The following is a 21,209-nucleotide window of genomic DNA, read 5'->3' as shown; positions in this document are numbered from 1 at the left end:
CCTCGCGATGTCGTGTCAGGTATGCAGCGCATTCAGCAGCATGCGGCCATAGTCCAACAGCATGCGCCCATAGACATGATCAAACCAGACATCGTCGACGACAAAAAGCGCCGCAGCCCACGCACCCGCCACGATGATCAGATCGCAATGCCCGCTCGTCCACAGATTGAGCGAATGGCGCGCGACGATCCACGGCACGCCGAGTGGATTCGGCCAGTCCGCGAAGAGGTGCATGAGGCCGCCGCACGCGAAGCCGAACGCGATGGGCGCGGCCGGATGCCGCCCGAGAAAGTGATAGGACAGCACGAGAAGCGCGGCCCAGCCGACGCCCCAGTGCGTGAGCGTGCGATGCGTGATCCAGAGTTTGCGCGCGCGCGTCCACCATGCGACTTCGAGCCAGTCGGGCGCAGTGGCGCCGACGACACCGGCCAGCAGCGCAAGCACGCCCGACACCATATGCGCGCCCGCTGCCGCTCTTGCCGGATGCAGCACGACCGCCGCCGCGATGATGCCCGCCGCCCATCCGGTCGCGTGATGCGCCTTGCTCGATGCCATGAAAAAAGCCTGCCTTTGTCGCCCGTACCGAAAGAGCGCGCATGTTCGCACGGCGGGCGCATCCGGAGCCGGGCTGAAACATAAACTTACGGAATTGCGCGCGTCGAAACACGGTTGTGATCACATCGGCGGCGAGGCGGCGCCGGGTTGACTAAAATGATTGCTAGATTGCTGCGCAATCACGCTGCGGACGGTGCCCCAGGCGTCCCACGCCCGCCTGCGCATCAGGCATTGAACGTATCTATTCCAATCCGGCCGTCATGCAACACCTGAAATACCTGAGCGCCTACCCGAACACGCTACAGGACAAGGTGCGCCGACTGATCGCCCAGCAACAACTGGGCGCTTATCTCGATGCGCGCTATCCGAACAAGCACGCGGTGCAGTCCGATCGCGCGCTGTATGAGTATTGCTCGGGCCTGAAGCAGGAATTTCTGCGCGTCGCGCCCGCGATCGACAAGGTCTTCTACGACAGCAAGCTCGACGTGCTCCGTCACGCGCTCGGCCTGCACACCGCGATCTCGCGTGTGCAGGGCACGAAGCTCAAGGCGAAAAAGGAAATCCGCATCGCATCGCTCTTCAGGGACACCGCGCCCGAGTTTCTTCGGATGATCGTCGTGCATGAACTCGCGCATCTGAAGGAAAGCGATCACAACAAGGCCTTCTACCGGCTGTGCGAGCTGATGCAGCCGGGCTACCATCAGATTGAATTCGACTTGCGGCTCTATCTCACCCATCGCGACCTCGCGCGCGCCAGAGTGGCGTGAGCATCGCTGCATCGCATCAATATGACCAGGCGAGCGCGGCGGCGTACCCGGCAGGCGCATGCAGCGCAACCGCTTCGAACACGCCCGCATCGCGCGTGAGCGCATAGCGAACGCCATCGCGCGGCAGCACCGGGAAACGGTCCATCGCGATCGCCCCGCCGCCGATGCCGTCGCCGTGCGCCTTCAGCACCGCCTCCTTGGCCGTCCAGCAGTCGAAGAAGGCAGCGCTTCGGGCGGACTCGTCGGGCAGTGCGTCGATTTCGCGGCGATCCGAATCCGCCAGCACGGCGGGCGCCAGCTCGCGCCATTGAAACGTCGCGCGGGCTTCTTCGATGTCGGTGCCCACCCGCCTTGCCCGCGATACCGCGATCAGGCCATACGCGCCCGAGTGCGACACGTTGAAATCCGGTGCGTCCGGTTGCGCGAGAAACGGGCGGCCCCGGTCGTCGGCGTCGAACACGAGGCCTGCGGCATCCCCGCCCGTTGCGGCGGCGAGTACATGCCGCAACGCGCAGCGCACCGCGCCGAAACGCGCGGCATCCGCATGACGCAAAAAGCGCGCGGCGCGAGCGCGCTCGCTCGCGTTCATCACGGCGTAGGGCGCGCCGTCGATCGGCACCGAGAAGTCGATCTGAACCCGCCACACGTGCACGTCCGCGGGCGTGTCGGCGGGAAGCGGCACCGGCGCAATGCCGAAGGGAATCGTCGCTTCGGTCATTTCGGTGCGTACTGCGCCTCGCCGTTGCCGAAGGACCAGTTCTCCTTCTTCACCTCGACGAGACTGATGAATACGTCCTCGCGCCGAAGTTTCAGGCGTTCGTGCAGGCCATCGGCGACGGCCTTGTAAAACGCGCTTTTCTTCACGACATCGCGCCCTTCGTTGAGCGTGACCTGAATCACGACGCAATCATCGGTGCGGCTGATGCCGAGATACGTGCGATCGACGATGAAATCCCCCGCACCATGCTCGGCGACGATCTGAAAGCGATCGTTCTCGGGCACGTCGAGCGTCGTGCGCATCGCGTCGTACACCACGTCGCCGATGGCGGTGCGATACGCGCTGTCCTTGCCTTTTTGCAGATCGATGCGAACGAGCGGCATGAGTTTCTCCTCGTGGATGGGTTTCAGCGAAAGTACGGATGCAGCAGCAATTGCGGCAGGCCCGCGCGATCGACGTACACGACGGCGTTTTGCGCGAACTCGGTCATCAGCGCATCGGCGGTCTCGTGCGTCGCGCCGAGCACGAAGAGGCTCGATTCGGCCACCCACTCGTTCGTCGGATCGATGCCTTCGCCCGGCAGCGCGCGCAACCTCGACTGCCCGACGCGCTCGATCAGCCTGCGCTGGCGCGCCGCGTTTTCTTCGGGCGCGAGCACCTGGCCGAACGGATTGGACGCCGTGACGAACACCGCGCTCGCGACATCATGTTTCGCCAGCAACGACGCCGCCCCTGCATTCGCGACACCGACTTTCATGTCGATGCCCGGCTGCACTGCGATGCGATAGATCGCCGCGCGATACGCGTCGAGCGTCGCGGGCGGCAGTCCCTGCGTGCGCTTCAGAACGATCGGCTGGCCGTGCGGCGTCGCGCGCGCGGCCTCGTCCCATTCGACACGCCGGCGTGCGAGCGTCTCCTCGCTCACGCAGCCCTTCTCGGCCGTGAGGCGTTCGAGCGCGCTCAGCCAGTGCGTGTAGTAGGTATCGCCGTGGTCGGGATCGCCCGCCGCCTGCGCGTCCCTGATCGCGACACTCAACGCGTGCGCCCACTCCTTCCACGTGAACACGCCGCGCTCGTACAGCGCGAGCGTCATCGCGAAGGCCTGCGCTTCCCACGGTGCGCGAAACACCGGGCCGTTGTCATCGAAAGGCAATTCGGGCAAAACGGCGCGCAACGCCTGCAGCTTGGGTTCGTTCGAGGTCATGTCACGCGCGCGCGGCATCGAGATAAGGTTCCCAGCAATCGACACACACCGAGGACGCAGTCGTGTCCGGTCCCCACAATGCTTTCGCATCGAAACGCACGGTATAGAGCCACTGCGGATGCTCGCCGTGGCCGAGCGCGTTTTCATCGGGAAAGACGTGCGTGCCGCGCACCGCGACGATGCGCCCGGGCTTGCCCCGGCAATAGCGCGGCAGACGCGTGTGCGTCGGCGGATTCATCAGCTTCGTGCGAACTTCATCGCCGACGGCAAAGCGCGCGGGCGATGTCGCCGGCCGCTCGACCGGCGCGCCGCGCAACAGCGCCGCGCTCACGTCCGCGGCCTTCAGCACGCGCACGTTCGGCTTCGCGGCACAGTGCGAACGGCCGCTCGCGATTTCGTCCGCGCTCGCGAGTCCTTTTGCCATCAGCAGCTTCTTCAAGCCCTCGAACCAGATTTCGTAATAGCTGCTGCCGAGATATTGCGCGGGCGGAAGGCTTTCGCGCGCGGCCCGCGACGTGTCGATGTTCCATTGGCCCGTTGCGCCCATCGCGAGCGTGACGGCCAGAACCCGCCGCTCCCACTCCGCATGAAAAGGCGATGCGCCCGGCGCGTCGCAGGCATCGATTTCAACAGGACCGAACGCCTGCATGCCGCCCATATCGTGCGCCGCGTTCATGCCGATGCTCCCGTTGCCCGCGATGGCGCAAGCGCGAGGCCCGTGCCGATCATCGAATCGCGCGTGACGAGATCGGCGAGCGCGTCTTCGTCGAGATCATCCGTGCCGGCGGGTTGCATCGGCACGACGAGATAGCGCACTTCGGCGGTCGAATCCCACACGCGCAACTCGACATGTTCAGGCAATTCGACGCCGAAATCCTTCAGCACGCCGCGCGGATCGATCACCGCGCGCGAGCGATATGGCGCCGACTTGTACCAGACAGGCGGCAGCCCGAGCACGGACCACGGATAGCACGAGCACAGCGTGCAAACCACCATGTTATGTACGTTCTCCGTGTTCTCGAGCGCGACCATGTGCTCGCCTTGCCGCCCGGTGTAGCCAAGCGACGCGATGGCGGCGGTGGCGTCGTCGAGCAGCCACGTGCGAAACGCCGGATCGCGCCACGCCTTCGCAACGACGCGCGCGCCGTTGCGCGGGCCGACCTTGTGCTCGTAAGTCTCGACGAAGACGTCGAGCGCCTGCGGATCGACATAGCCCTTCTCGACCAGCAGCGATTCGAGCGCGCGCACGCGCAAGTCCATCTCCGGCAACGCGCTGCCGTGGGGTTCGTGTTCGTGATGATGAGGATGATCGTGGCTCATGCGCGGTCTCGCGAGTGGCACAGACGTCACACGTTACCGGAGTGCGCGCGCGCGTGCAAACGCCGGCACGCCGCCTATACTTTGATCAGCGTCTCATGCGAGGAGGATGCCATGACACGCAAGTACATCGATTGCCGCGAATGCCCGAGCGATGTGAAGTGCAGCATCGCTCTTTCCGCCGACTCCGAGGAGGAACTGATGGAAGCGGCCGTGCAGCACGCGGTCGCCGTGCATCAGCACACCGACTCGCCCGAGCTGCGTTCGCAGTTGAAGACCTTCTTCCACGAGGGCACGCCGCCTGCCTGATCGCGGTCGTCGGGTTTTCAGCCGAGTTCGAAAGTCGTCACGCCGAAAACATTCGCAAGCGGCACGCTCGGGGCCGCGCGCGTGTACATGCGCGCCGTTTCGAAGACGCTCTTCATGTCGTGCTCGACGGCGAGCGCAACCGCCGCAGGATTGCTCTCGGGCACGTCGAGAAACACGGTTTCGCCCGGCAGCGCGGACACGAGTGCGCGATAGAGCGCGCGCGCAGTCGTGAGATCGTCGGCGAAGAGCGGACCGATCTTGTGCCCCGCGCCGCAACGCCGTATCACGGCGAGCCCGCATATCGCGTCGCCATCGAGCGCGACGAGAGCGCGTGCGTCTTTTTTCGGCTGGGACAGCCACGCGCGCAGGAACGCCGCACGCTCGCACGCAAACATGCGCGTGTCGTAGTCGAGCAGGCTATCGAAAGGCACGGCGGGCGCGTCGACGATCGTCACGCCATCGACCGGCTCTTCATGCGCCGGCGCGACGCCCTCGTAGCGCACGTTGCGATACGCGAGCACGAAGCCTGATTTGCGATAGTTCGGCTGCTGCGCGAGCACGCCATCGAGCCCGATGTTGCGCGCGCCGAGATAGCGCATGCCTTCGTTCCACAAGCGCATGCCGAAGCCCTTGCCGCGCCATTGCGGACACACGATATACAGGCCGATGAAACCGAAGGCATCGCCGTATGCGACCGCGGAGATGCAGCCGACCGGCACGCCGTCCCATGTGCCCACGAAGAAGCCCTGCGGGTCGGCGGCGAAGAAAGCGCGGGCGTCGTCGAGGCCCGGATTCCATCCTTCGGTCGCGGCCCAGTCGAGTGCGATGGCGGCATGGCGCGCTGTCATGCGGCGTATGGCGAAGCGAGGATCGTCAGGCGTGGCGTGAGACGGACAGGGAACGGACGACATATGGCACGTCTTCTCGAAATGCAGGTGCATTCAGTGTCGCGCGTTTCTGATGCAGGGGAAAGATGCAGCGAGGGATGGATACAACGTGGGATGGACAGAACGGCGGGGGAACATCGAGGCGAACGTGTTTCGCCCCGATCAGGTACACCCTTGACGCCGTTCGCTACGGCTGAAACTCTGGCGCGAACGCCAGTCTTCCGAGCGCAAGACGTGCTCGCCGTCCTCGCGCGCTGCTTCCTCGGAATCGAAGCCTTCGTCGCTATACGCAACGACCTTCATTCCGCCTCCCGCCGCCCGTTCGACGGTGATGCCCCAATGCCACCCGCCTTCCTGTTGGAAGATATGCAGAGTCGGTTTCGACGATGTGGTCAGTTCCATATGTGCGGCTCCTTCAGGCGGAGATCCGTAATGCTTACCGGTCCTGCCCGATGAACGCTCTGTGTTTTCCGGCGTTTGATTGTTCGTGTCGATGTCTCGATGAAAGCGGAGACTCATGCCCCCGCCAGGAACAGCATACGCAATGCGATGCTGCGTTGCAACACGAGCTTTCCCTAAGCGTGGCCGGAATCGCACATGCTTTAGAGGCAGTAACGGGATTTAGCGCGGAAGTGCCGATCGTTGCGTGCAGTACTCATCGAGGAGGCGGCGTATGCGGCATTCACTCGCCGTCCCAGTAACCGAGCGAATCGCTGGCGCGAAAAACCGCGCGCAGGCCTTTCACGCCGGGTTCATCCGCGACCAGCACGGCCTGGCGGCCCGTGTCCGGACATTCGACCACTTCGGGCGATTGCATCGTGCTGATCGCAAGGTAGCGCAACGCCTGCGCGCCCGTGTTGACGATCTGATGCGCCGTTTCGGAATCGCCCGGCGGACAGGCGATGACATCGCCCGCGCGAATCGCATGCGTCTCTTGGCCGACACGCACTTCGCCCTCGCCTTCGATGACGAAAAACATCTCCTCGTTCACGCGATGATGATGCAACGGAAACGCACGCTTGCCCGGTTCGAGCACGATGAGGCTATAGCCGAGCTTCCTCGCGCCGAGCATGCCGCCGATACGCGCGATGCGCGGCGCATAGCGTTCGGCGGCGGCGCCGGTCGGCGCGAACTCGGGCGGCAGCGGTTGAGGATCGAGCGTATCGAGATTGACGATGGGCGGTTTCATGGGGTCTTGATTGTCGAAATCATGCGCTTGCCGCGCGAATGTCACGCGTGCGTTCATGCTCGCCGAGCCATACGGCGATCGCGTTGCACGTCCAGTCGGCATCGTCGTGCGGCAGGTCGTGGCCGGCCCACGGATGCACCCGGTGCGGCGCGCGCCATTGTTTCGCGATGCGCGCAGAGCATACCGGATCGACGAGCCGGTCAGCCGCCGACGACAGCAGCAGCACCGGACATCGCGGCCGTTCGTCACCCGCGCGAAATCGCGCAGCCGCCGCAAGTTGACGCAGCGCGCCGGCCGCGCTCGCGCCATGCGTGCGCCGCAGCCATGCCCAGCGCGCGATATCCGCGTCGCGCATGTCGTTGCGATTGCATGTGAGCACGAGAATCATCGCCTCGCATCGTTCGGGCTGCGTCCATGTGATCGCGATGCGGGCGAGCATCGGCCATGCGGCGGGACGCAGGCGTTCGGGCAGGCGCGCGAACGGGCGCATGCTGGTGTTGATGAGCACGAGCCGCTCGATCTCGTCCGCATGTCGTTCGGCCCACGCGGTCGCGACCATCCCGCCGAGCGACATCGCGAGCACGCGGCACGGCAGGCGCACCTTCAGCGCCACGGCGCGCTCGCGCACGAAGTCCATCATCGCGACGACGGAAACCGGCGCCGTATGTGCATGTTCGGCGCCATTGCCCGGCAAATCGACACACACGACACGCTCGCCCGCGCCGACGACCCCATGTGCGACGAGCGCTTCATCGAACGCGCCCCAGTGACGCGCTTCGCGCGTGAGACCGCGCAGGAGCACCCAATCGCTCATGATGCGCCCGTGCGCTGCCAGTGCTCGCGCGCGCGCCGCAGCACGTCCTCGCGGCATTCGCCGCTCGGCAGCCACCGCCGCGACGAGAACGCGGCGCGCGTGAGGAAATCGAAGAAGTTCGGATGGCGCCGCAGCACGCGCCGCGTGCGATGCGCCTTGATCGGATTGAAGATGCCGAGGCGCGAGAACAGCTGCATCGGATTCTTGCGAATCCAGCGCCACGAGCCGAGTTCGAGCGTCATCGGCAGAAAAATGCTGGGCGCGCGGGAGCGGTCATACGCGAAATCCCACAGGTCGCCGTGCAACAGGTATTGATGGCTCTGCGGCTCGAATGCATAGCCGTGATGCGGATACGACGCCTCGAACATCGTCTTCAGCAGGAACATTTCCGGCAGATGCGCCATCTGGCGCTCGGTGCGCGCGTAGGGAAACCAGATGCTGTCGTCCCAGCCGAAACCCGAATGACAATCGAGCGCGAAACTGAGCGGCCGCGACATCAGTTGCTCCTCGACGACGGAAAGCAGCGCCGCGCTCTCCACTTCCATGCGACCGTCGAGAGGCCCGCGATACCACGGCAGCCACGGCCCGATGCGCTGGCCGCCCGCGAGAAACGGCACGCGTCCCTCGGCGCTTTGCGGCGCGTTGCGCATCAGGTCGACGCCGTTCGGATTCGCGCGCGTGCGCGCGAACATGCCGCCGGGATTGACGATCGGCATGAAGACGAGACGGATCGCGCGCAACTGATGATGCAGCGTCTCATCCCATTCGAGGCGGCGCAAAAGCGCACGCATGTATTCGAGGACGAGCTGCGTGCCGATGCATTCCAGCCCGTGCACGCCGCCGAAAAAGCCGATCGCGGGCGCTTGCGGATCGTCCGAGCCGATCGACGCGGTCAAAATTGGAAACGATTGACGGCGCGCCTGCACTTCGCCGATCGTGCGCCACGCGAAGCGCGCGCCGCCCGCGATGCGAATCGCCTTCAGTTCATCCATCTCCGGAAAACTGCTGGTCACGGCGACGCTCGAAGTGCTCATGACTGCGGCCTTGTCGTCTTGTATTAATCGGCTCGGGCGGCGGCTCGGTTTTTGCGCCGGGAAGTCCGTGCCCGGAAAGATCGAGTATAGGGCGCATCGTCAATACACGACATATCGGATATCACGCAGCCGTACGCGAACCGTCATGTATGGGGCGTCACCAGAACGGTGCCCTGCACGTTAGCGTCGTGTCACCTAGAATGAAATCGCCGTGTCATGCGGTGTGAGGGTTCTGTCATGTCATCCATCCCCCGTTTCATCGTCGGCGCGCTAGCGTTGTGCTGCGCGGCCTCCGCGCTCGCGCAACCGCAGGCGCAAACCAGTGATCCGAACGCGCCGAAAACCCGCGCGCAGGTCCAGCAGGATTTCCTGCTCTGGCGCTCGGCCGGCTACGATCCGAATGACTGGCTGAATTATCCCGACAATGCGTTGCGCGCGAGCCGCATCATCGCGCAGCGCCAGGCTCGCGGCGAAAACACGGTGCAGTGAGCCGCATTCGTCAGGCGGATTCGGGGCGCGGCTTTTGCCCGCGCAGAATGCGCCGCGCGATGCTCCAGCGATGCACTTCCGACGGACCGTCGTAGATCCGGAACGCGCGCATGTCCGCGAAAATCCGCGCGACGACGGTTTCATGCGTGACGCCCTGACCGCCGAGCACCTGCACCGAGCGGTCGACGACGCGCCACAGCGCCTCCGATGACACCACCTTCGCGATGCTCGACTCGTGCTTGCCGAGCACGCCCTGATCGAGCACCCATGCGCAGTGCCAGATGGCGAGGCGCGTCACGTGCAGATCCATTTCGTTGTCCGCGAGCATGAAGCCGACGCCTTCGTGCTCGCCCAACACACGGCCGAACGCCTGACGCTGCCGCGCATACGCCGTCGCGACATCGTGCGCGCGCCGCGCGGCGCCGAGCCAGCGCATGCAGTGCGTGAGACGCGCGGGCGAGAGCCGCACTTGCGCATAACGAAACCCTTCACCCGGCTCGCCCAGTACGTTCGCTTTCGGCACGCGCAAGCCCTCGAAGCGCACGACGCCGTGGCCACCGGGAAAGCACGTGTCGAGCGAATCCATCGCACGTTCGATGACGATGCCCGGGCTCGACATATCGGCGAGGAACATCGTCGCTGGGCCGTCGGCGAATTTCGCCATGATGATCGCGACCGCCGCGCCTTCTGCGCCCGTGATGAACCACTTTCGTCCATCGATCACGTATTCGTCGCCGTCCTGCGCCGCCGTGGTCTGCAGCATCGCGGGATCGGCGCCCGCGCCCGGCGGCGGTTCGGTCATGCAGAAACACGAGCGGATCTCGCCCGCAGCCAGCGGACGCAGCCAGCGTTCCTTCTGCTGCGGCGTGGCGATAGCCTCGAGCAGATGCATGTTCCCTTCGTCGGGCGCAGCAATGTTCAGTGCGACAGGGCCGAGCGGCGAATAACCCGCTTCTTCGAACAGAATGGCCTTGGCGACGTGATTCAGGCCGAGGCCGCCGAATTCAGGCGAAACGTGACTCGACAACAGCCCCGCCTTGCGCCCTTTCGCGACCAGCTCGGCGCGCAGCGCCTCGTTCGGGCCATGCGGCGTGCAACGCGGATCGCGCTCGAAGGGCATGATTTCTTCCGCGATGAAAGCGCGCACGCGCGCCTGCAGATCGATGAGTTCGGGCGAGAGCGAAAAGTCCATCAACAATCCTCCAGGGGAACGGGGCGAACCCAAGCTTAACCGCCCGGGCGCGTTGCGCGCCAGAAGCTTTCGCGAAGGCCGCTCACTCGTCGTACTCGGTGTATTTGCGCGCGTCGCCCTTTACTTTGTGTACCGGATACTTCGACCGGTTCAGCGCCATTTTCTCGATCAGCGCCCGATGCAAATCGACATCGAGCGAGTCCGCGAGCATCACGAGATAAGCGAGCACGTCCGCCATTTCGTGACGGATCGCTCGTAGCTTCGCTTCGTCGAGCTCGGCCTTGTCGCCGCTGGCGAGCCACGTGAACGGTTCAAGCAATTCGCTCGCCTCGACGGACAACGCCGCCGCGAGGTTTTTCGGCGAGTGAAAGCGGCTCCAGTCCCGCTCGCTGACGAACTCGCGCAGCATGTCGCGCATCCGGACGAGTTCGCTTGTGCCTTCTTGCTGGTCGTGCTGATCCATGACCTTCCTCTGACGTTTCGTTGCGTGCCTTTAGCTTAGCGCGACGGCGGACTCCTTCGGCTTTCGCGGCTTTTCCGCTTTCCAACTGCGCCTTGCCTTGTCCCAGATCAACGTTCTGATGTCTGGAACTCGCTTACCTCGAATTCCGATCCTCTAACCTGAGACATTTTGACACGCGCCGGAAAATTTTCTTGCCTCGATTAACTACGACTCATAAAATCGCAGTTAATCGATGACGACGATAACCGTCCGTCGAACGACCCCAATATCGAAATCCACGGAGCATCGAAATGTCCAAGCGCATTCTGGTAGTCGGAGCCGGCTTCGCCGGCATGTGGAGCGCCCTGTCCGCCGCGCGCCTTATCGATCAGCACGGCCGCACAGATATCGAAGTCGTGCTGGTCGCGCCGGAGCCGCATCTGCACGTGCGTCCGCGTCTGTATGAAGAAAATGCAGCGGGCATGAAGGCGCCGCTTCTGGACATTTTCGCGTCCACGGGCGTGAGATTCATTCAGGGTACGGTGGAGCGCATTCACGTCGAGCGCTCCGAAGTCGACGTGCTCGGCGCGCACGGCACGCCGTCGTCGATAAACTACGACCGACTCGTTCTGGCGACGGGCAGCCGCCTGTTCCGCCCGCAGATTCCGGGGCTTGCAAAGCACGCGTTCAGCGTCGATCAGGTCGATGAAGCCGCCGCGCTCGAAGCGCATATCAAGGCCCTCGCGACGCAGCCCGACACGCTCGCGCGCAACACGGTGGTCGTCGCCGGCGGCGGCTTCACGGGCATCGAAACGGCGGCGGAAATGCCCGCGCGCCTGCGCGCGGCGCTCGGCGAGAACGCGAAGGTGCGGGTCATCATTGTCGAGCGCGACAAGGAAATCGGTCCGGACCTGGGCGCGGGTCCGCGTCCGGTCATCGTCGAGGCGCTCGAGGCGCTCGGCGTGCAGTGGCGGCTCGGCGCGGCGGTGACATCGGTCGATGCGGACGGCCTCATCACGTCCGAAGGCGAGCGCATCGAAGCGAGCACGGTGATCTGGACCGCCGGCGTGCGCGCGAGCGCGCTGACCGCGCACATTCCCGCCGAGCGCGACGCGCTGGGGCGTCTGCATGTGGATCGCAATCTGCGCGTGCTGGGTGTCGACACGGTCTATGCCACGGGCGACGTCGCCTACGCCGCCACCGACGACGACGGCAATCACGCGATGATGTCCTGTCAGCACGCGATGAACCTCGGCCGATCGGCGGGCCACAATGTTGCAGCGGACCTGCTGGGCGAAGCGCCGATCCCCTACAGCCAGCCGAAATACGTGACGTGTCTCGATCTGGGACCGTGGGGCGCGGTCTATACGGAAGGCTGGGAGCGTGAAGTGAAGATGTCTGGCGCGCAGGCAAAGGAACTGAAGACGCGCATCAACACCGAGTGGATTTATCCGCCGAGCGCGGAGCGGGCCGAAGCGTTCGCGGCCGCGGACCCGCTGCGTATCGTCGTGGCGTAAAGGCTCACGCCGCCGGATAGAGGCCCAGCGTGCGCGCGTGCAGGCGCGCGAGGCCCAGCAGGGCATCGGTGAACGGCGTCTGCACGCCGGTTATCGCGCCCAGCTCGCGCACCGAGGCGACAAGCGCATCGAGCTCGACCGCCTTGCCTGCCTCGACGTCCTGCAACATCGACGTTTTCATCGCGCCGAGCTTGAGCGTGACGGCGTGACGATCTTCCGGATCCTGGTCGATGGGAATGCCGAAGCGCGCGCCGATCTCCTTCGCTTCGAGCATGACGTTCGTCACGAAGCCGCGCACGAGATCGTCGCTCAGGATGCGGTCGGTGGTCGCGCCGGTGATCGCGCTGATGGGGTTCATCGTCATGTTGCCCCACAGCTTGAACCAGACGTCGCGTTGAATCTGCGTGGAGAGCGTGGCGTCGAAGCCGGCCTTCGAGAAGAGCGACACGAGCGATTCGGTGCGTGCGGTGGGCGCGCCCGTCGCTTCGCCGAGAATCAGGCCTCTGCCCTGACGATGCCGGATGACGCCCGGCGCTTCGACGAAGCAGCTAGCATGCACGACGCAGCCGACCGTCTGCGCGCCTGGAATCGCCGCGGCGATCGTGCCGTGCGGATCGACCGACGAGAGGCGCTTGCCCGCGAAAGGCTCGCCGAGACCGTCGCAGAACCACCAGGGCACGCCGTTCATCGCGGTCAGCACGGTCGTGTCGCTTGAAAGCAGCGGCGCGATATGCATGGCGACGGATTCCATCGCGGGCGCCTTCACCGCCACGATGACGAGATCCTGCGCGCCGAGATCCGTGGGTTCGGCGCTTGCCGCGACCTTCACCGTATGCGTCGCATCGGTCTCGACGAGCCGCAGCCCTTCTTTCTTCAACGCGTCGAGCGTCGCGCCGCGTGCGACCACGCCGACATCGCAGCCCGCCTGCGCGAGCTTCACGCCGATCCATCCACCGATGGCGCCCGCGCCATATACGCATACTTTCATGGTCCCGATCCTCGCTCATGGCAATCATCCGATCGCCATTGTAAGAGCGGGACGCGCTGCGCGCCGCGCAATCAGTGCGCGATGCCCGTGGCGAGCTTCGCGACCGTCAGCAGCGTCAAACCGAACGCGCCCGCGAGCATCACGGCGATGACCGGCAAGAGCGGCAGCTTCACATGCGCGAAATCGGCGTTGTGCGACGCGCGCTTGCGCACGCCGAAAAAGCTCCAAAACACGATGCGCATCATCTTCAAGAGTTCCATGAGCGGCTCCTTCACGTGGGTCCGAATCGATCTTTCATGCATCGATGTTGCGCGCCGCGTCATGTGAAAAACAGCAGCAGATGCGGTGTATTCGGCGGTAGCAGAACGGCGCGTGGCATTGACTGCTACCGTCGAATTCATCGCAACTGCTGCTTTCGGAATGCGGCGACGCCCTCTATCGTTGGCCTTCTTTCCGCCATGCCGCTGCTTCCATGTACCAATACACCGAGTTCGACAAATCCTTCGTGAGGAGCCGCGCCTCGCAGTTCCGCGATCAGCTCGAGCGCTGGCAGGACGGCCGTCTGAGCGAAGATGCGTTCCGTCCGCTGCGCCTGCAAAACGGATGGTACGTGCAGCGCCATGCGCCGATGCTGCGCGTGGCCGTGCCCTACGGCGAGCTGTCGAGCGCGCAATTGCGGATGCTCGCGCGCATCGCCCGCGAATACGACAATCCCGATCCCGAAGTCTATCGCGCCGCCAGCGAGGCTCAGCGCAAGCTCGGGACCGAACGCCTGCCGACGCATTGCGCGCACTTCACGACGCGCACCAACGTGCAATTCAACTGGATCCCGCTCGACAAATCCGCCGACGTGATGGACCTGCTCGCCACCGTCGACATGCACGGTATTCAGACGAGCGGTAATTGCATTCGCAACATTTCCTGCGATGAACGCGCGGGCGTCGCGCCCGACGAAGTGGCCGATCCGCGTCCGTTCGCCGAGATCATGCGGCAATGGACGACGCTGCATCCCGAATTCGCCTTTCTGCCGCGCAAGTTCAAGATTGCGATCACGGGTGCGAGCGAGGATCGTGCGGCGACCGCGTGGCACGACGTCGGCCTGCAACTCGTGCGCAACGATAGCGGCGAGCTCGGCTTTCGCGTGAGCGCGGGCGGCGGCATGGGGCGCACGCCGGTCATCGCCACGTTGATGCGGGAGTTTCTGCCGTGGCGGCACATCATGAACTACATCGAGGCGATCGTGCGCGTGTATAACCGCTACGGACGCCGCGATAACAAGTACAAGGCGCGGATCAAGATTCTGATGAAAGCCGAGGGCCAGCGCTATATCGACGATGTCGACGAAGAGTTCCGGCAGATCGTCGAGCACGACGGCGCGCCGCATCTCATCTCGCAGACGGAACTCGACCGCGTGAGTGCGTCGTTCGTGCCGCCCGCGTTGAATGCGCCGCTTACAACGTTCGATGACATCGACCCGGACGCCCATCCGCTCTTCGCGCGCTGGCTGCAACGCAACGTGGCGCGGCATAAGGACCCCGCGCTGCGCATCGTGACGCTGTCGTTCAAGCGGCTGTTGCAAGCACCGGGCGATGCGAGCGCGGACCAGCTCGACATCGTCGCGAATCTCGCCGATCGCTTCTCGGCAGGCGAAGCGCGCGTCACGCACACGCAGAATGTCGTGCTGCCTTGGGTGCGTGCAAACGAGCTATTCGCGCTATGGCAAGCCGCGCGCGAAGCGGGCTTGGCGAGCGCGAACGTGCAGCTTCTCACCGACATGATCGCGTGTCCCGGCGGCGACTTCTGCGCGCTCGCGAATGCTCGTTCACTGCCGATCGCGCAGGCGATTACCGAGCGCTATGAAGATCTCGACGAGCTCGACGATATCGGCGAAATCGATCTGCATATCAGCGGCTGCATCAACTCGTGCGGGCATCATCACAGCGGGCATATCGGCGTGCTCGGCGTCGACAAGGACGGACGCGAGTGGTATCAGCTCACCCTCGGCGGATCGGACGGCAGCGCGGCGAGCGGCACGGCGCAGCCCGGCAAGGTGATCGGCCCGTCGTTCAGCGCAGCCGAAGTGCCGGATGTGATCGAGGCGATTCTCACGACTTATCGCGACACGCGCGAGCGCCATGAGCGCTTCATCGACACCGTGCGCCGAGTAGGCCTCGAACCCTTCAAGGCCGCAGCCCATGCAGCCCGAACGAACGACGAGGAGACGGCATGAACGACATTCGACGCATGCGCATTCTCGCGCATCAGGATCGCGACGCGGATACGAACGAACGTGTCGCGATCCTCGCAAACGACGACGATCCCCGATCGCTGAAAGATCGTTTCGCGGAGATAGATCGCATCGAACTGCACTTTCCGCACTTCACCGACGGGCGCGCTTATAGCCAGGCTTATCTGCTGCGTCGGCGTCTGGGTTTCGAAGGGGACTTGCGCGCAACCGGCGACGTGTTGATCGATCAACTCGTGCAAATGGAGCGGACGGGGTTTTCGAGCGCGGTGCTCAAGGAAGGGGTGGATATCACTGATGCCGAACGACAGTTCGCACGTTTCGCCGGCTACTACCAGGGCGATCTGGCGTCAAACTGAAGCGCGCATTCGGATCGAAATAAGAACACTTCGACGCCTTTCAAGAGCCGCCACGCGAAAAAAAATTGCACTGGAAACATAGCGCTCCGGTATTGAAACGATAGCCTTCGCTCCTACTTTGAATGCACAGGCAGCGATAACCGCGCTGTCGTTTCAACTTCCTGCTGCCGGCCACGTTGGGCCGCATATCGGAGACTGGACCATGAGTGACTTTTATTTTGGCGGCGACGTTTTTTCGGAGCTGGATCGCATGCAACGGCAGGTGTCCTCGCTCTTCGGCAATCTTCCTTCCAGCATTCGTTCGAGCCGTGCGGATGCTTTCCCTCGTCTGAACATCGGCAGCACGGATGATGCGATTCACATCGTCGCGTTTGCGCCGGGCGTCGAGCCCGCTTCGCTCGATGTGACCGTCGACAAAGGCACGCTCACCATCAGTGGCGAGCGCAAGGCGCAAGCAACAGTGGAAGGCGCCCGCACTTATGCAAAAGAACGCTTCAACGGCAGTTTCCGCCGCGTGATCGAGTTGCCGCAAAATGCGGACGCCGACAAGGTCGAAGCGCGCTATGAGAACGGCACGCTGTCCATCACCATCGGCAAGCGCGAAGCGTCGAAGCCGCGCGCGATCACCATTCAGTAAGAGGGAAAACATCATGACCGATAATACGCAAGTCGCCCCGCAAGGCACGAACGAAGTGGCGCGCAAGAACGAAGACGCGGTGCGCCGCGCAACGGTGACGCCGGCGGTCGATATCGTCGAGGATAGCCACGGCATCACGCTCTGGGCCGATCTTCCCGGCGTGTCGCGCGAGAAGCTCGACGTCAAGGTGCACGATGCCCGCCTCACCATCGAAGCCGAAGCGGAGCTGCCCGTGCAAGGCGCGGTGCGTGTGCATCATGCTGAATTGCGCGCACCGCGTTTCGCACGCGCCTTCACGGTGAGCGACGACTTCGACACGACGAAGATCGACGCGAATCTCACCAACGGCGTCCTCAGGCTGACGATTCCGCGTCGCGAGGAAGCCCGTCCGCGCCGCGTCGAAGTGCGTGCAGGATAAGCGCTGACAACAACGCTATAACTTTCGCTTCGAACGGCCGCGACCTCTTCGCGGCCGTGTTTCTTTTTTTCGCTGCACGCACGCCTCTATAATCGTCAGCGGCGGCTTAAAGCCGCCTCCGCTCAAATACTCATGGAAAGAAGGGACTATCGTGAAGAGGCTGTTGACGGTGTTGTTGGGTTCGATGCTGGCCGTGTCGATCGGAGTGCATGCAAAAGAATGGTCGACTATCCGCTTCGGTGTCGATGCAAGTTATCCGCCTTTCGAATCGAAAGCACCAGACGGCACGCTGGTCGGCTTCGACATCGATGTCGGCAATGAACTCTGCCGGCGTCTCAACGCGAAATGCGTGTGGGTCGAAAATGCATTCGACGGCATGATTCCCGGCCTCAAATCGCGCAAGTTCGACGGCGTGCTCTCCACGATGTCGATGACACCCGCGCGCGTCAAGCAGATCGCGTTCTCCAGCAAGCTCTTTCATGTGCCCACGCGCCTCGTCGCCAGACGCGATTCGAACATCCAGCCGACGGCGGATTCGCTTGCGGGCAAGACGGTCGGCGTCGAGCAAGGCTCGATGCAGGAAACGTACGCGAAGGCGCATTGGGGCGCGAAGGGCGTGAAGGTCGTGTCCTATGCGGATCAGGATCAGGTCTATCAGGATCTGCTCGCCGGCCGCCTCGACGCGTCGCTGCAAAATGCCGTACAGGCCGAACGCGGCTTTCTCGAGACGCCGCGCGGCAAGCCCTACGGCTTCGCGGGCGGCGCACTGGAAGACAGCGCGATCTTCGGGCCCGGCACGGCCATCGGCTTGCGCAAGGAAGACACCGACCTGAAGGAAAAGCTCGACGGCGCCATCGCCGCGATGATCAAGGACGGCACCTACAAGCGCATCGAGCGGAAGTACTTCGACTTCGATATCTACGGCGAATAACGTGAGTTAACGACGATGACGCAGCCCGCGAACGATCGATCGACTGTGCATCGCGCAGCCGTGCAAGGCTATACGGCCAACGCGGATAGCTACGTGCTCGGGCGGCCCGACTATCCGCCGGCACTCGCGGGCTGGCTCACCGATACGCTCGGGCTGAAACCCGGCGCGAGCGTCGTCGATCTCGGCGCGGGCACCGGAAAGTTCACGCCGCGTCTCCTGCAGACGGGCGCGCGCGTGATCGCGGTCGAACCGGTCGATTCGATGCGCGTCAGGCTCGCGGCCGCGCTGCCCGATGTCGAGGCGCTTGCCGGCACCGCGCAATCGATGCCGCTCGGGAACGCATCGGTCGATGCGGTCGTGTGTGCGCAGTCGTTTCACTGGTTTGCAAGCCGCGCCGCGCTCGACGAAATTCATCGCGTGCTGAAGCCGGGCGGCCGCCTCGGCCTCGTGTGGAATCTGCGCGATGCGCGCGTGCCGTGGGTCGCGAAGCTCGATGCCATCGTCAACCGATACGAAGGCGACGCCCCGCGCTATTACACGGGCGCATGGCGCAACGCATTTCCGCATGAAGGCTTCGGTCCGCTCGTCGATACGCATTTCTCGCTCGGCCATACGGGTTCGCCCGAAGATGTGATCGTGCATCGCGTCCGCTCGACGAGCTTCATTGCGTCACTGCCTGAAGCAGCGCGCGCCGAAATCGATGCAGCGGTGCGCAAGCTGATCGAATCTCAACCCGAGCTCAGCGGCAAGCATGAAGTCACCGTGCCTTACGAGACCGCCGCGTTCGTTGCGATCAAGTTATGAGCATCGGCACGCAAGCGAGCACTGCGCACGAGCCGACAGTAGAATGAATACCGCCTTCGCATTCCTTTTCCGAAGGCTGAGAATGGAACAACGGCCCCAACACCGACAACGAGGCCGCGCCCGAATGGAGATGTGATCCGCACGATGTGATTCGTTCCCGCGAGGAGAGTCCATGAAAGTGCTCGCCGTTCATCCCAGCGGCCTGATGTACACCCGCGTGTTCCTCCGACTCGAGCCGCTCGGACTCGAAACCGTGGCGGCGGCCGTGCGTCAGGCAGGACACGATGTGCGCCTGATCGATCTGCAAGTCGAAACGCACCGCGACTTCGACCGCCTCGTGCGCGCATGGCGCCCCGACGCGCTCTGCTTCTCCGGCAACTATCTCGCCAACATCCCCGAAATCATCGATCTCGCCAGGACGGTGAAGACGCTGCTGCCCGATTGTTTCGTGTTCGTCGGGGGACATAGCGCATCGTTCACCGCAAGCGACATCCTGCGTCATGCCGAAGGCGCGATCGATTGCGTGCTCAAGGGCGAAGGCGAGGCATCGGTGAATGCTCTGCTTCAGGCGGCCGCGACGAAGAGCGACCTGCTCGCGGTTCCCGGCGCGGTCACGACCGACGGCTCGGGGCCGCCGCCGCGCTTCGTCGAAAGCCTCGACGACGTGCTGCCCGCGCGCGATCTGCTGCGGCATCGGCGCAAATATTTCATCGGCACGCTGGACCCGTGCGCATCGATTGAATTCGCACGCGGCTGTCCGTGGGACTGCACCTTCTGCAGCGCGTGGACTTTCTATGGCCGAAGTTATCGTTCGCGCAGTCCCGAGATCATTGCAAAGGAACTTGCGTCGATACGCGAGCCGGGCGTGTTCATCGTCGACGATGTCGCGTTCGTGCACGCGGAGCACGGCATGGAGATCGGCCGTGCAATCGAGCGGCACGGCATCCGCAAGAAGTACTACCTCGAAACGCGCGGCGACGTGCTCCTGCGCAACAAGGACGTCTTCCGTTTCTGGCGCACGCTCGGTTTGCAGTACATGTTTATCGGCATGGAAGCGATCGACGCCGAAGGACTGAAAGCGTTTCGCAAGCGCATCACGCTCGACAAGAATTTCGAAGCGCTCGAATTCGCGCGCTCGCTGGGCATTACCGTCGCGCTCAATCTCATCGCCGATCCCGAATGGGACCGTGAACGCTTCGAAACCGTGCGGCAATGGTGCCTCGATATTCCTGAGATCGTGAACATCAGCGTCAACACGCCCTACCCCGGCACGGAGATCTGGCTGCGCGAACAGCGGCGTCTCACCAGCCTCGATTACCGGCTCTACGACATTCAGCATTCGGTCTTGCCGACGCGCCTGCCATTGCCCGAGTTCTATGCGGAGCTCGTGCGCACGCAGCAAGTACTCAATCGCAAGCACATGGGCTGGGCCGCATTGCGCGGCGCGGCGGGTCAGGCCATGCACTTGCTGATGCATGGACAGACGAATTTCGTGCGCATGCTGTGGCGCTTCAACTCGGTATTCGATCCGCGCCTGCAACTGGCCGATCATGCGCGCGAGGCTCGCTACCTGATGACGCCGCCGCCCGCGCCGGACGCATCCGCGAACGTCAAGGCCGTTTATGTTCACGGTCCTGCGGGACGCAGGTCGCGCCGCATCGACGATGCAACCGAGAAGTTCGTCGACGAAACGAGAATGGGCGCCGATTAGCGCCTCCCCAACAACCCACAAGCAACGAAAGAGGAGACAGCGATGGCGACACTCAAGCAGATGCAGGCGAAACTGAAGAAGCTGCAGGCGCAGGCCGAGCAATTGATCGCGAAGCGCGCGCAAGCCGTGCTCGACGATATTCGCGCGATGATGGACAGGCACGGCCTCACGACCGCGGATATCGACCGGCACGGCAGGAAGGTCAAACGCGCCGCGAAGCCGCACGTGGCCTTACCCGCGCCGGCGGGTCGCCACGAAGCGATGACGAAGCTCGCAAAGAAAGGCAAGCTGCCCGCGAAGTACCGCAATCCGAAGACGGGCGAAACATGGAGCGGCTGGGCGCGCCCGCCTGCGTGGATAGCCGGCGTGAAGGATCGCAGCAAGTTTCTGATCGACGCGGAAGGCGCGGAGAAGCCGGTCAAACCCGAGGCGGCCAGCAAGAAAGCGGCGGTTAAAAAGCCTGCGAAGAAAGCCATGACAGCGCAAACGAGCACGCCGGCGGCGAAGAAAAAAACTGCGGCGCCTGCTGCGAAAAAAGCGTCTGCGGCCAACGCGGACGCGAAGCGCAGCGCGCCGCGCAAACGCGCTGCGAAAGCGGCACCGAGTGCCGCGACCGTGCCTGAGCAGGACAATGCGGACGCGGCGCCGGCGTCGGGCGTCTCGTCATCGGTTTGAGCTTTAT

At 63.9% G+C, this 21,209-nt stretch carries 27 protein-coding genes; 12 read left to right on the top strand and 15 right to left on the bottom strand.

Annotation, left to right across the window (positions count from 1 at the left end; genetic code table 11):
• Positions 1–15: 15 nt before the first annotated feature.
• On the bottom strand, positions 16–555 hold the full coding sequence (locus NCS58_RS16010) for a metal-dependent hydrolase (RefSeq protein ID WP_061116009.1): 540 nt from the start codon (positions 553–555) through the stop codon (positions 16–18).
• Between the two features lie 260 nt (positions 556–815).
• Here NCS58_RS16010 and NCS58_RS16005 point away from each other — a divergent pair, with 260 nt between their 5' ends.
• Entirely contained in the window at positions 816–1,322 is a 507-nt protein-coding gene (locus tag NCS58_RS16005) for a M48 family metallopeptidase (protein ID WP_061116010.1), read from the top strand.
• 16 nt (positions 1,323–1,338) lie between these two features.
• Here NCS58_RS16005 and NCS58_RS16000 read toward each other — a convergent pair whose 3' ends face one another.
• From NCS58_RS16000 to nthA, 5 genes are read right to left on the bottom strand one after another with little or no spacing between them, the layout of a single operon-like run.
• Positions 1,339–2,040 carry a 4'-phosphopantetheinyl transferase superfamily protein gene (locus NCS58_RS16000; protein WP_061116011.1) on the bottom strand — a complete coding sequence of 234 codons (702 nt, stop codon included), beginning with the start codon at positions 2,038–2,040 and terminating at the stop codon, positions 1,339–1,341.
• On the bottom strand, positions 2,037–2,423 hold the full coding sequence (locus NCS58_RS15995) for a tautomerase family protein (RefSeq protein ID WP_061116012.1): 387 nt from the start codon (positions 2,421–2,423) through the stop codon (positions 2,037–2,039). The genes NCS58_RS16000 and NCS58_RS15995 overlap by 4 nt, the downstream gene beginning before the upstream one ends.
• Before the next feature lie 23 nt (positions 2,424–2,446).
• Positions 2,447–3,244: a nitrile hydratase accessory protein gene (locus tag NCS58_RS15990; RefSeq protein WP_061116121.1), complete on the bottom strand. Its 798-nt coding sequence runs from the start codon at positions 3,242–3,244 to the stop codon at positions 2,447–2,449.
• A 1-nt stretch (position 3,245) separates the two neighbouring features.
• Positions 3,246–3,920 carry a nitrile hydratase subunit beta gene (nthB, locus tag NCS58_RS15985; RefSeq protein WP_061116013.1) on the bottom strand — a complete coding sequence of 225 codons (675 nt, stop codon included), beginning with the start codon at positions 3,918–3,920 and terminating at the stop codon, positions 3,246–3,248.
• Positions 3,917–4,564, bottom strand: a complete 648-nt coding sequence (gene nthA, locus NCS58_RS15980) for a nitrile hydratase subunit alpha (RefSeq protein WP_061116014.1) — start codon at positions 4,562–4,564, stop codon at positions 3,917–3,919. Before nthA ends, nthB begins: the two co-directional genes overlap by 4 nt.
• Positions 4,565–4,675: 111 nt before the next feature.
• Between nthA and NCS58_RS15975 the strand changes: the two genes are divergently transcribed.
• The gene (locus NCS58_RS15975) at positions 4,676–4,870 is read left to right on the top strand and encodes a DUF1059 domain-containing protein (RefSeq protein ID WP_061116015.1); all 195 of its coding nucleotides are present in this window, start codon (positions 4,676–4,678) and stop codon (positions 4,868–4,870) included.
• Positions 4,871–4,887: 17 nt separating this feature from the next.
• Here NCS58_RS15975 and NCS58_RS15970 read toward each other — a convergent pair whose 3' ends face one another.
• From NCS58_RS15970 to NCS58_RS15950, 5 genes are all read right to left on the bottom strand, one after another.
• Positions 4,888–5,718, bottom strand: coding sequence for a GNAT family N-acetyltransferase (locus tag NCS58_RS15970; RefSeq protein WP_250477342.1), 831 nt, complete (start codon positions 5,716–5,718; stop codon positions 4,888–4,890).
• A gap of 201 nt (positions 5,719–5,919) precedes the next feature.
• Positions 5,920–6,159 carry a hypothetical protein gene (locus NCS58_RS15965; protein WP_061116016.1) on the bottom strand — a complete coding sequence of 80 codons (240 nt, stop codon included), beginning with the start codon at positions 6,157–6,159 and terminating at the stop codon, positions 5,920–5,922.
• A 280-nt stretch (positions 6,160–6,439) separates the two neighbouring features.
• Positions 6,440–6,946 carry a cupin domain-containing protein gene (locus NCS58_RS15960; RefSeq protein ID WP_250538632.1) on the bottom strand — a complete coding sequence of 169 codons (507 nt, stop codon included), beginning with the start codon at positions 6,944–6,946 and terminating at the stop codon, positions 6,440–6,442.
• A 19-nt stretch (positions 6,947–6,965) separates the two neighbouring features.
• Positions 6,966–7,760 (bottom strand): alpha/beta fold hydrolase, encoded by a 795-nt coding sequence (locus NCS58_RS15955; protein ID WP_061116124.1) that lies wholly within the window; start codon positions 7,758–7,760, stop codon positions 6,966–6,968.
• The gene (locus NCS58_RS15950) at positions 7,757–8,794 is read right to left on the bottom strand and encodes a M14 family zinc carboxypeptidase (RefSeq protein WP_061116017.1); all 1,038 of its coding nucleotides are present in this window, start codon (positions 8,792–8,794) and stop codon (positions 7,757–7,759) included. Before NCS58_RS15950 ends, NCS58_RS15955 begins: the two co-directional genes overlap by 4 nt.
• A 237-nt stretch (positions 8,795–9,031) precedes the next feature.
• Here NCS58_RS15950 and NCS58_RS15945 point away from each other — a divergent pair, with 237 nt between their 5' ends.
• Positions 9,032–9,283: a DUF4148 domain-containing protein gene (locus NCS58_RS15945; RefSeq protein ID WP_061116018.1), complete on the top strand. Its 252-nt coding sequence runs from the start codon at positions 9,032–9,034 to the stop codon at positions 9,281–9,283.
• A gap of 10 nt (positions 9,284–9,293) precedes the next feature.
• On the opposite strand, the gene NCS58_RS15940 is transcribed toward NCS58_RS15945, so the two are convergent.
• Positions 9,294–10,475, bottom strand: a complete 1,182-nt coding sequence (locus NCS58_RS15940; RefSeq protein ID WP_061116019.1) for an acyl-CoA dehydrogenase family protein — start codon at positions 10,473–10,475, stop codon at positions 9,294–9,296.
• Between the two features lie 82 nt (positions 10,476–10,557).
• Entirely contained in the window at positions 10,558–10,938 is a 381-nt protein-coding gene (locus tag NCS58_RS15935; protein WP_061116020.1) for a nucleotide pyrophosphohydrolase, read from the bottom strand.
• 290 nt (positions 10,939–11,228) lie between these two features.
• Here NCS58_RS15935 and NCS58_RS15930 point away from each other — a divergent pair, with 290 nt between their 5' ends.
• Positions 11,229–12,434: an NAD(P)/FAD-dependent oxidoreductase gene (locus NCS58_RS15930; RefSeq protein WP_061116021.1), complete on the top strand. Its 1,206-nt coding sequence runs from the start codon at positions 11,229–11,231 to the stop codon at positions 12,432–12,434.
• A gap of 4 nt (positions 12,435–12,438) precedes the next feature.
• On the opposite strand, the gene NCS58_RS15925 is transcribed toward NCS58_RS15930, so the two are convergent.
• Both NCS58_RS15925 and NCS58_RS15920 read right to left on the bottom strand, forming a co-directional pair.
• On the bottom strand, positions 12,439–13,422 hold the full coding sequence (locus NCS58_RS15925; RefSeq protein WP_061116022.1) for a 2-dehydropantoate 2-reductase: 984 nt from the start codon (positions 13,420–13,422) through the stop codon (positions 12,439–12,441).
• Positions 13,423–13,493: 71 nt separating this feature from the next.
• Positions 13,494–13,682 (bottom strand): DUF2970 domain-containing protein, encoded by a 189-nt coding sequence (locus NCS58_RS15920; protein WP_061116125.1) that lies wholly within the window; start codon positions 13,680–13,682, stop codon positions 13,494–13,496.
• Positions 13,683–13,894: 212 nt separating this feature from the next.
• Here NCS58_RS15920 and NCS58_RS15915 point away from each other — a divergent pair, with 212 nt between their 5' ends.
• From NCS58_RS15915 to NCS58_RS15880, 8 genes are all read left to right on the top strand, one after another.
• Positions 13,895–15,652: a nitrite/sulfite reductase gene (locus NCS58_RS15915; protein ID WP_061116023.1), complete on the top strand. Its 1,758-nt coding sequence runs from the start codon at positions 13,895–13,897 to the stop codon at positions 15,650–15,652.
• Positions 15,649–16,026: a DUF934 domain-containing protein gene (locus NCS58_RS15910; protein ID WP_061116024.1), complete on the top strand. Its 378-nt coding sequence runs from the start codon at positions 15,649–15,651 to the stop codon at positions 16,024–16,026. Before NCS58_RS15915 ends, NCS58_RS15910 begins: the two co-directional genes overlap by 4 nt.
• 202 nt (positions 16,027–16,228) lie before the next feature.
• The gene (locus NCS58_RS15905) at positions 16,229–16,663 is read left to right on the top strand and encodes an Hsp20/alpha crystallin family protein (protein WP_061116025.1); all 435 of its coding nucleotides are present in this window, start codon (positions 16,229–16,231) and stop codon (positions 16,661–16,663) included.
• A 13-nt stretch (positions 16,664–16,676) separates the two neighbouring features.
• On the top strand, positions 16,677–17,081 hold the full coding sequence (locus NCS58_RS15900) for an Hsp20/alpha crystallin family protein (RefSeq protein WP_250477340.1): 405 nt from the start codon (positions 16,677–16,679) through the stop codon (positions 17,079–17,081).
• A 151-nt stretch (positions 17,082–17,232) separates the two neighbouring features.
• A complete protein-coding gene (locus tag NCS58_RS15895; RefSeq protein WP_061116027.1) occupies positions 17,233–18,012 on the top strand; it encodes an ABC transporter substrate-binding protein in 780 nt (259 codons plus the stop codon).
• A 15-nt stretch (positions 18,013–18,027) separates the two neighbouring features.
• Complete coding sequence (locus tag NCS58_RS15890) at positions 18,028–18,816, top strand: class I SAM-dependent methyltransferase (protein WP_061116028.1); 789 nt, start codon at positions 18,028–18,030, stop codon at positions 18,814–18,816.
• Between the two features lie 172 nt (positions 18,817–18,988).
• A complete protein-coding gene (gene hpnR, locus NCS58_RS15885; protein ID WP_061116029.1) occupies positions 18,989–20,527 on the top strand; it encodes a hopanoid C-3 methylase HpnR in 1,539 nt (512 codons plus the stop codon).
• Between the two features lie 42 nt (positions 20,528–20,569).
• A complete protein-coding gene (locus NCS58_RS15880) occupies positions 20,570–21,202 on the top strand; it encodes an H-NS histone family protein (protein WP_250538631.1) in 633 nt (210 codons plus the stop codon).
• Positions 21,203–21,209 lie beyond the last annotated feature (7 nt).

The organism is Caballeronia sp. INML3B, assembly GCF_023631305.1.
Classification (GTDB): Bacteria; Pseudomonadota; Gammaproteobacteria; order Burkholderiales; family Burkholderiaceae; genus Caballeronia; species Caballeronia turbans.
This window is presented reverse-complemented; position numbering and strand designations above follow the sequence as displayed.

Coding starts and splice junctions, on each gene's coding strand:
- NCS58_RS16010 (WP_061116009.1), bottom strand. CDS start 555: ATGGCATCGAGCAAGGCGCATCACGCGACCGGATGGGCGGCGGGCATC.
- NCS58_RS16005 (WP_061116010.1), top strand. CDS start 816: ATGCAACACCTGAAATACCTGAGCGCCTACCCGAACACGCTACAGGAC.
- NCS58_RS16000 (WP_061116011.1), bottom strand. CDS start 2,040: ATGACCGAAGCGACGATTCCCTTCGGCATTGCGCCGGTGCCGCTTCCC.
- NCS58_RS15995 (WP_061116012.1), bottom strand. CDS start 2,423: ATGCCGCTCGTTCGCATCGATCTGCAAAAAGGCAAGGACAGCGCGTAT.
- NCS58_RS15990 (WP_061116121.1), bottom strand. CDS start 3,244: ATGACCTCGAACGAACCCAAGCTGCAGGCGTTGCGCGCCGTTTTGCCC.
- nthB (WP_061116013.1), bottom strand. CDS start 3,920: ATGAACGCGGCGCACGATATGGGCGGCATGCAGGCGTTCGGTCCTGTT.
- nthA (WP_061116014.1), bottom strand. CDS start 4,564: ATGAGCCACGATCATCCTCATCATCACGAACACGAACCCCACGGCAGC.
- NCS58_RS15975 (WP_061116015.1), top strand. CDS start 4,676: ATGACACGCAAGTACATCGATTGCCGCGAATGCCCGAGCGATGTGAAG.
- NCS58_RS15970 (WP_250477342.1), bottom strand. CDS start 5,718: ATGACAGCGCGCCATGCCGCCATCGCACTCGACTGGGCCGCGACCGAA.
- NCS58_RS15965 (WP_061116016.1), bottom strand. CDS start 6,159: ATGGAACTGACCACATCGTCGAAACCGACTCTGCATATCTTCCAACAG.
- NCS58_RS15960 (WP_250538632.1), bottom strand. CDS start 6,946: ATGAAACCGCCCATCGTCAATCTCGATACGCTCGATCCTCAACCGCTG.
- NCS58_RS15955 (WP_061116124.1), bottom strand. CDS start 7,760: ATGAGCGATTGGGTGCTCCTGCGCGGTCTCACGCGCGAAGCGCGTCAC.
- NCS58_RS15950 (WP_061116017.1), bottom strand. CDS start 8,794: ATGAGCACTTCGAGCGTCGCCGTGACCAGCAGTTTTCCGGAGATGGAT.
- NCS58_RS15945 (WP_061116018.1), top strand. CDS start 9,032: ATGTCATCCATCCCCCGTTTCATCGTCGGCGCGCTAGCGTTGTGCTGC.
- NCS58_RS15940 (WP_061116019.1), bottom strand. CDS start 10,475: ATGGACTTTTCGCTCTCGCCCGAACTCATCGATCTGCAGGCGCGCGTG.
- NCS58_RS15935 (WP_061116020.1), bottom strand. CDS start 10,938: ATGGATCAGCACGACCAGCAAGAAGGCACAAGCGAACTCGTCCGGATG.
- NCS58_RS15930 (WP_061116021.1), top strand. CDS start 11,229: ATGTCCAAGCGCATTCTGGTAGTCGGAGCCGGCTTCGCCGGCATGTGG.
- NCS58_RS15925 (WP_061116022.1), bottom strand. CDS start 13,422: ATGAAAGTATGCGTATATGGCGCGGGCGCCATCGGTGGATGGATCGGC.
- NCS58_RS15920 (WP_061116125.1), bottom strand. CDS start 13,682: ATGGAACTCTTGAAGATGATGCGCATCGTGTTTTGGAGCTTTTTCGGC.
- NCS58_RS15915 (WP_061116023.1), top strand. CDS start 13,895: ATGTACCAATACACCGAGTTCGACAAATCCTTCGTGAGGAGCCGCGCC.
- NCS58_RS15910 (WP_061116024.1), top strand. CDS start 15,649: ATGAACGACATTCGACGCATGCGCATTCTCGCGCATCAGGATCGCGAC.
- NCS58_RS15905 (WP_061116025.1), top strand. CDS start 16,229: ATGAGTGACTTTTATTTTGGCGGCGACGTTTTTTCGGAGCTGGATCGC.
- NCS58_RS15900 (WP_250477340.1), top strand. CDS start 16,677: ATGACCGATAATACGCAAGTCGCCCCGCAAGGCACGAACGAAGTGGCG.
- NCS58_RS15890 (WP_061116028.1), top strand. CDS start 18,028: ATGACGCAGCCCGCGAACGATCGATCGACTGTGCATCGCGCAGCCGTG.
- hpnR (WP_061116029.1), top strand. CDS start 18,989: ATGAAAGTGCTCGCCGTTCATCCCAGCGGCCTGATGTACACCCGCGTG.
- NCS58_RS15880 (WP_250538631.1), top strand. CDS start 20,570: ATGGCGACACTCAAGCAGATGCAGGCGAAACTGAAGAAGCTGCAGGCG.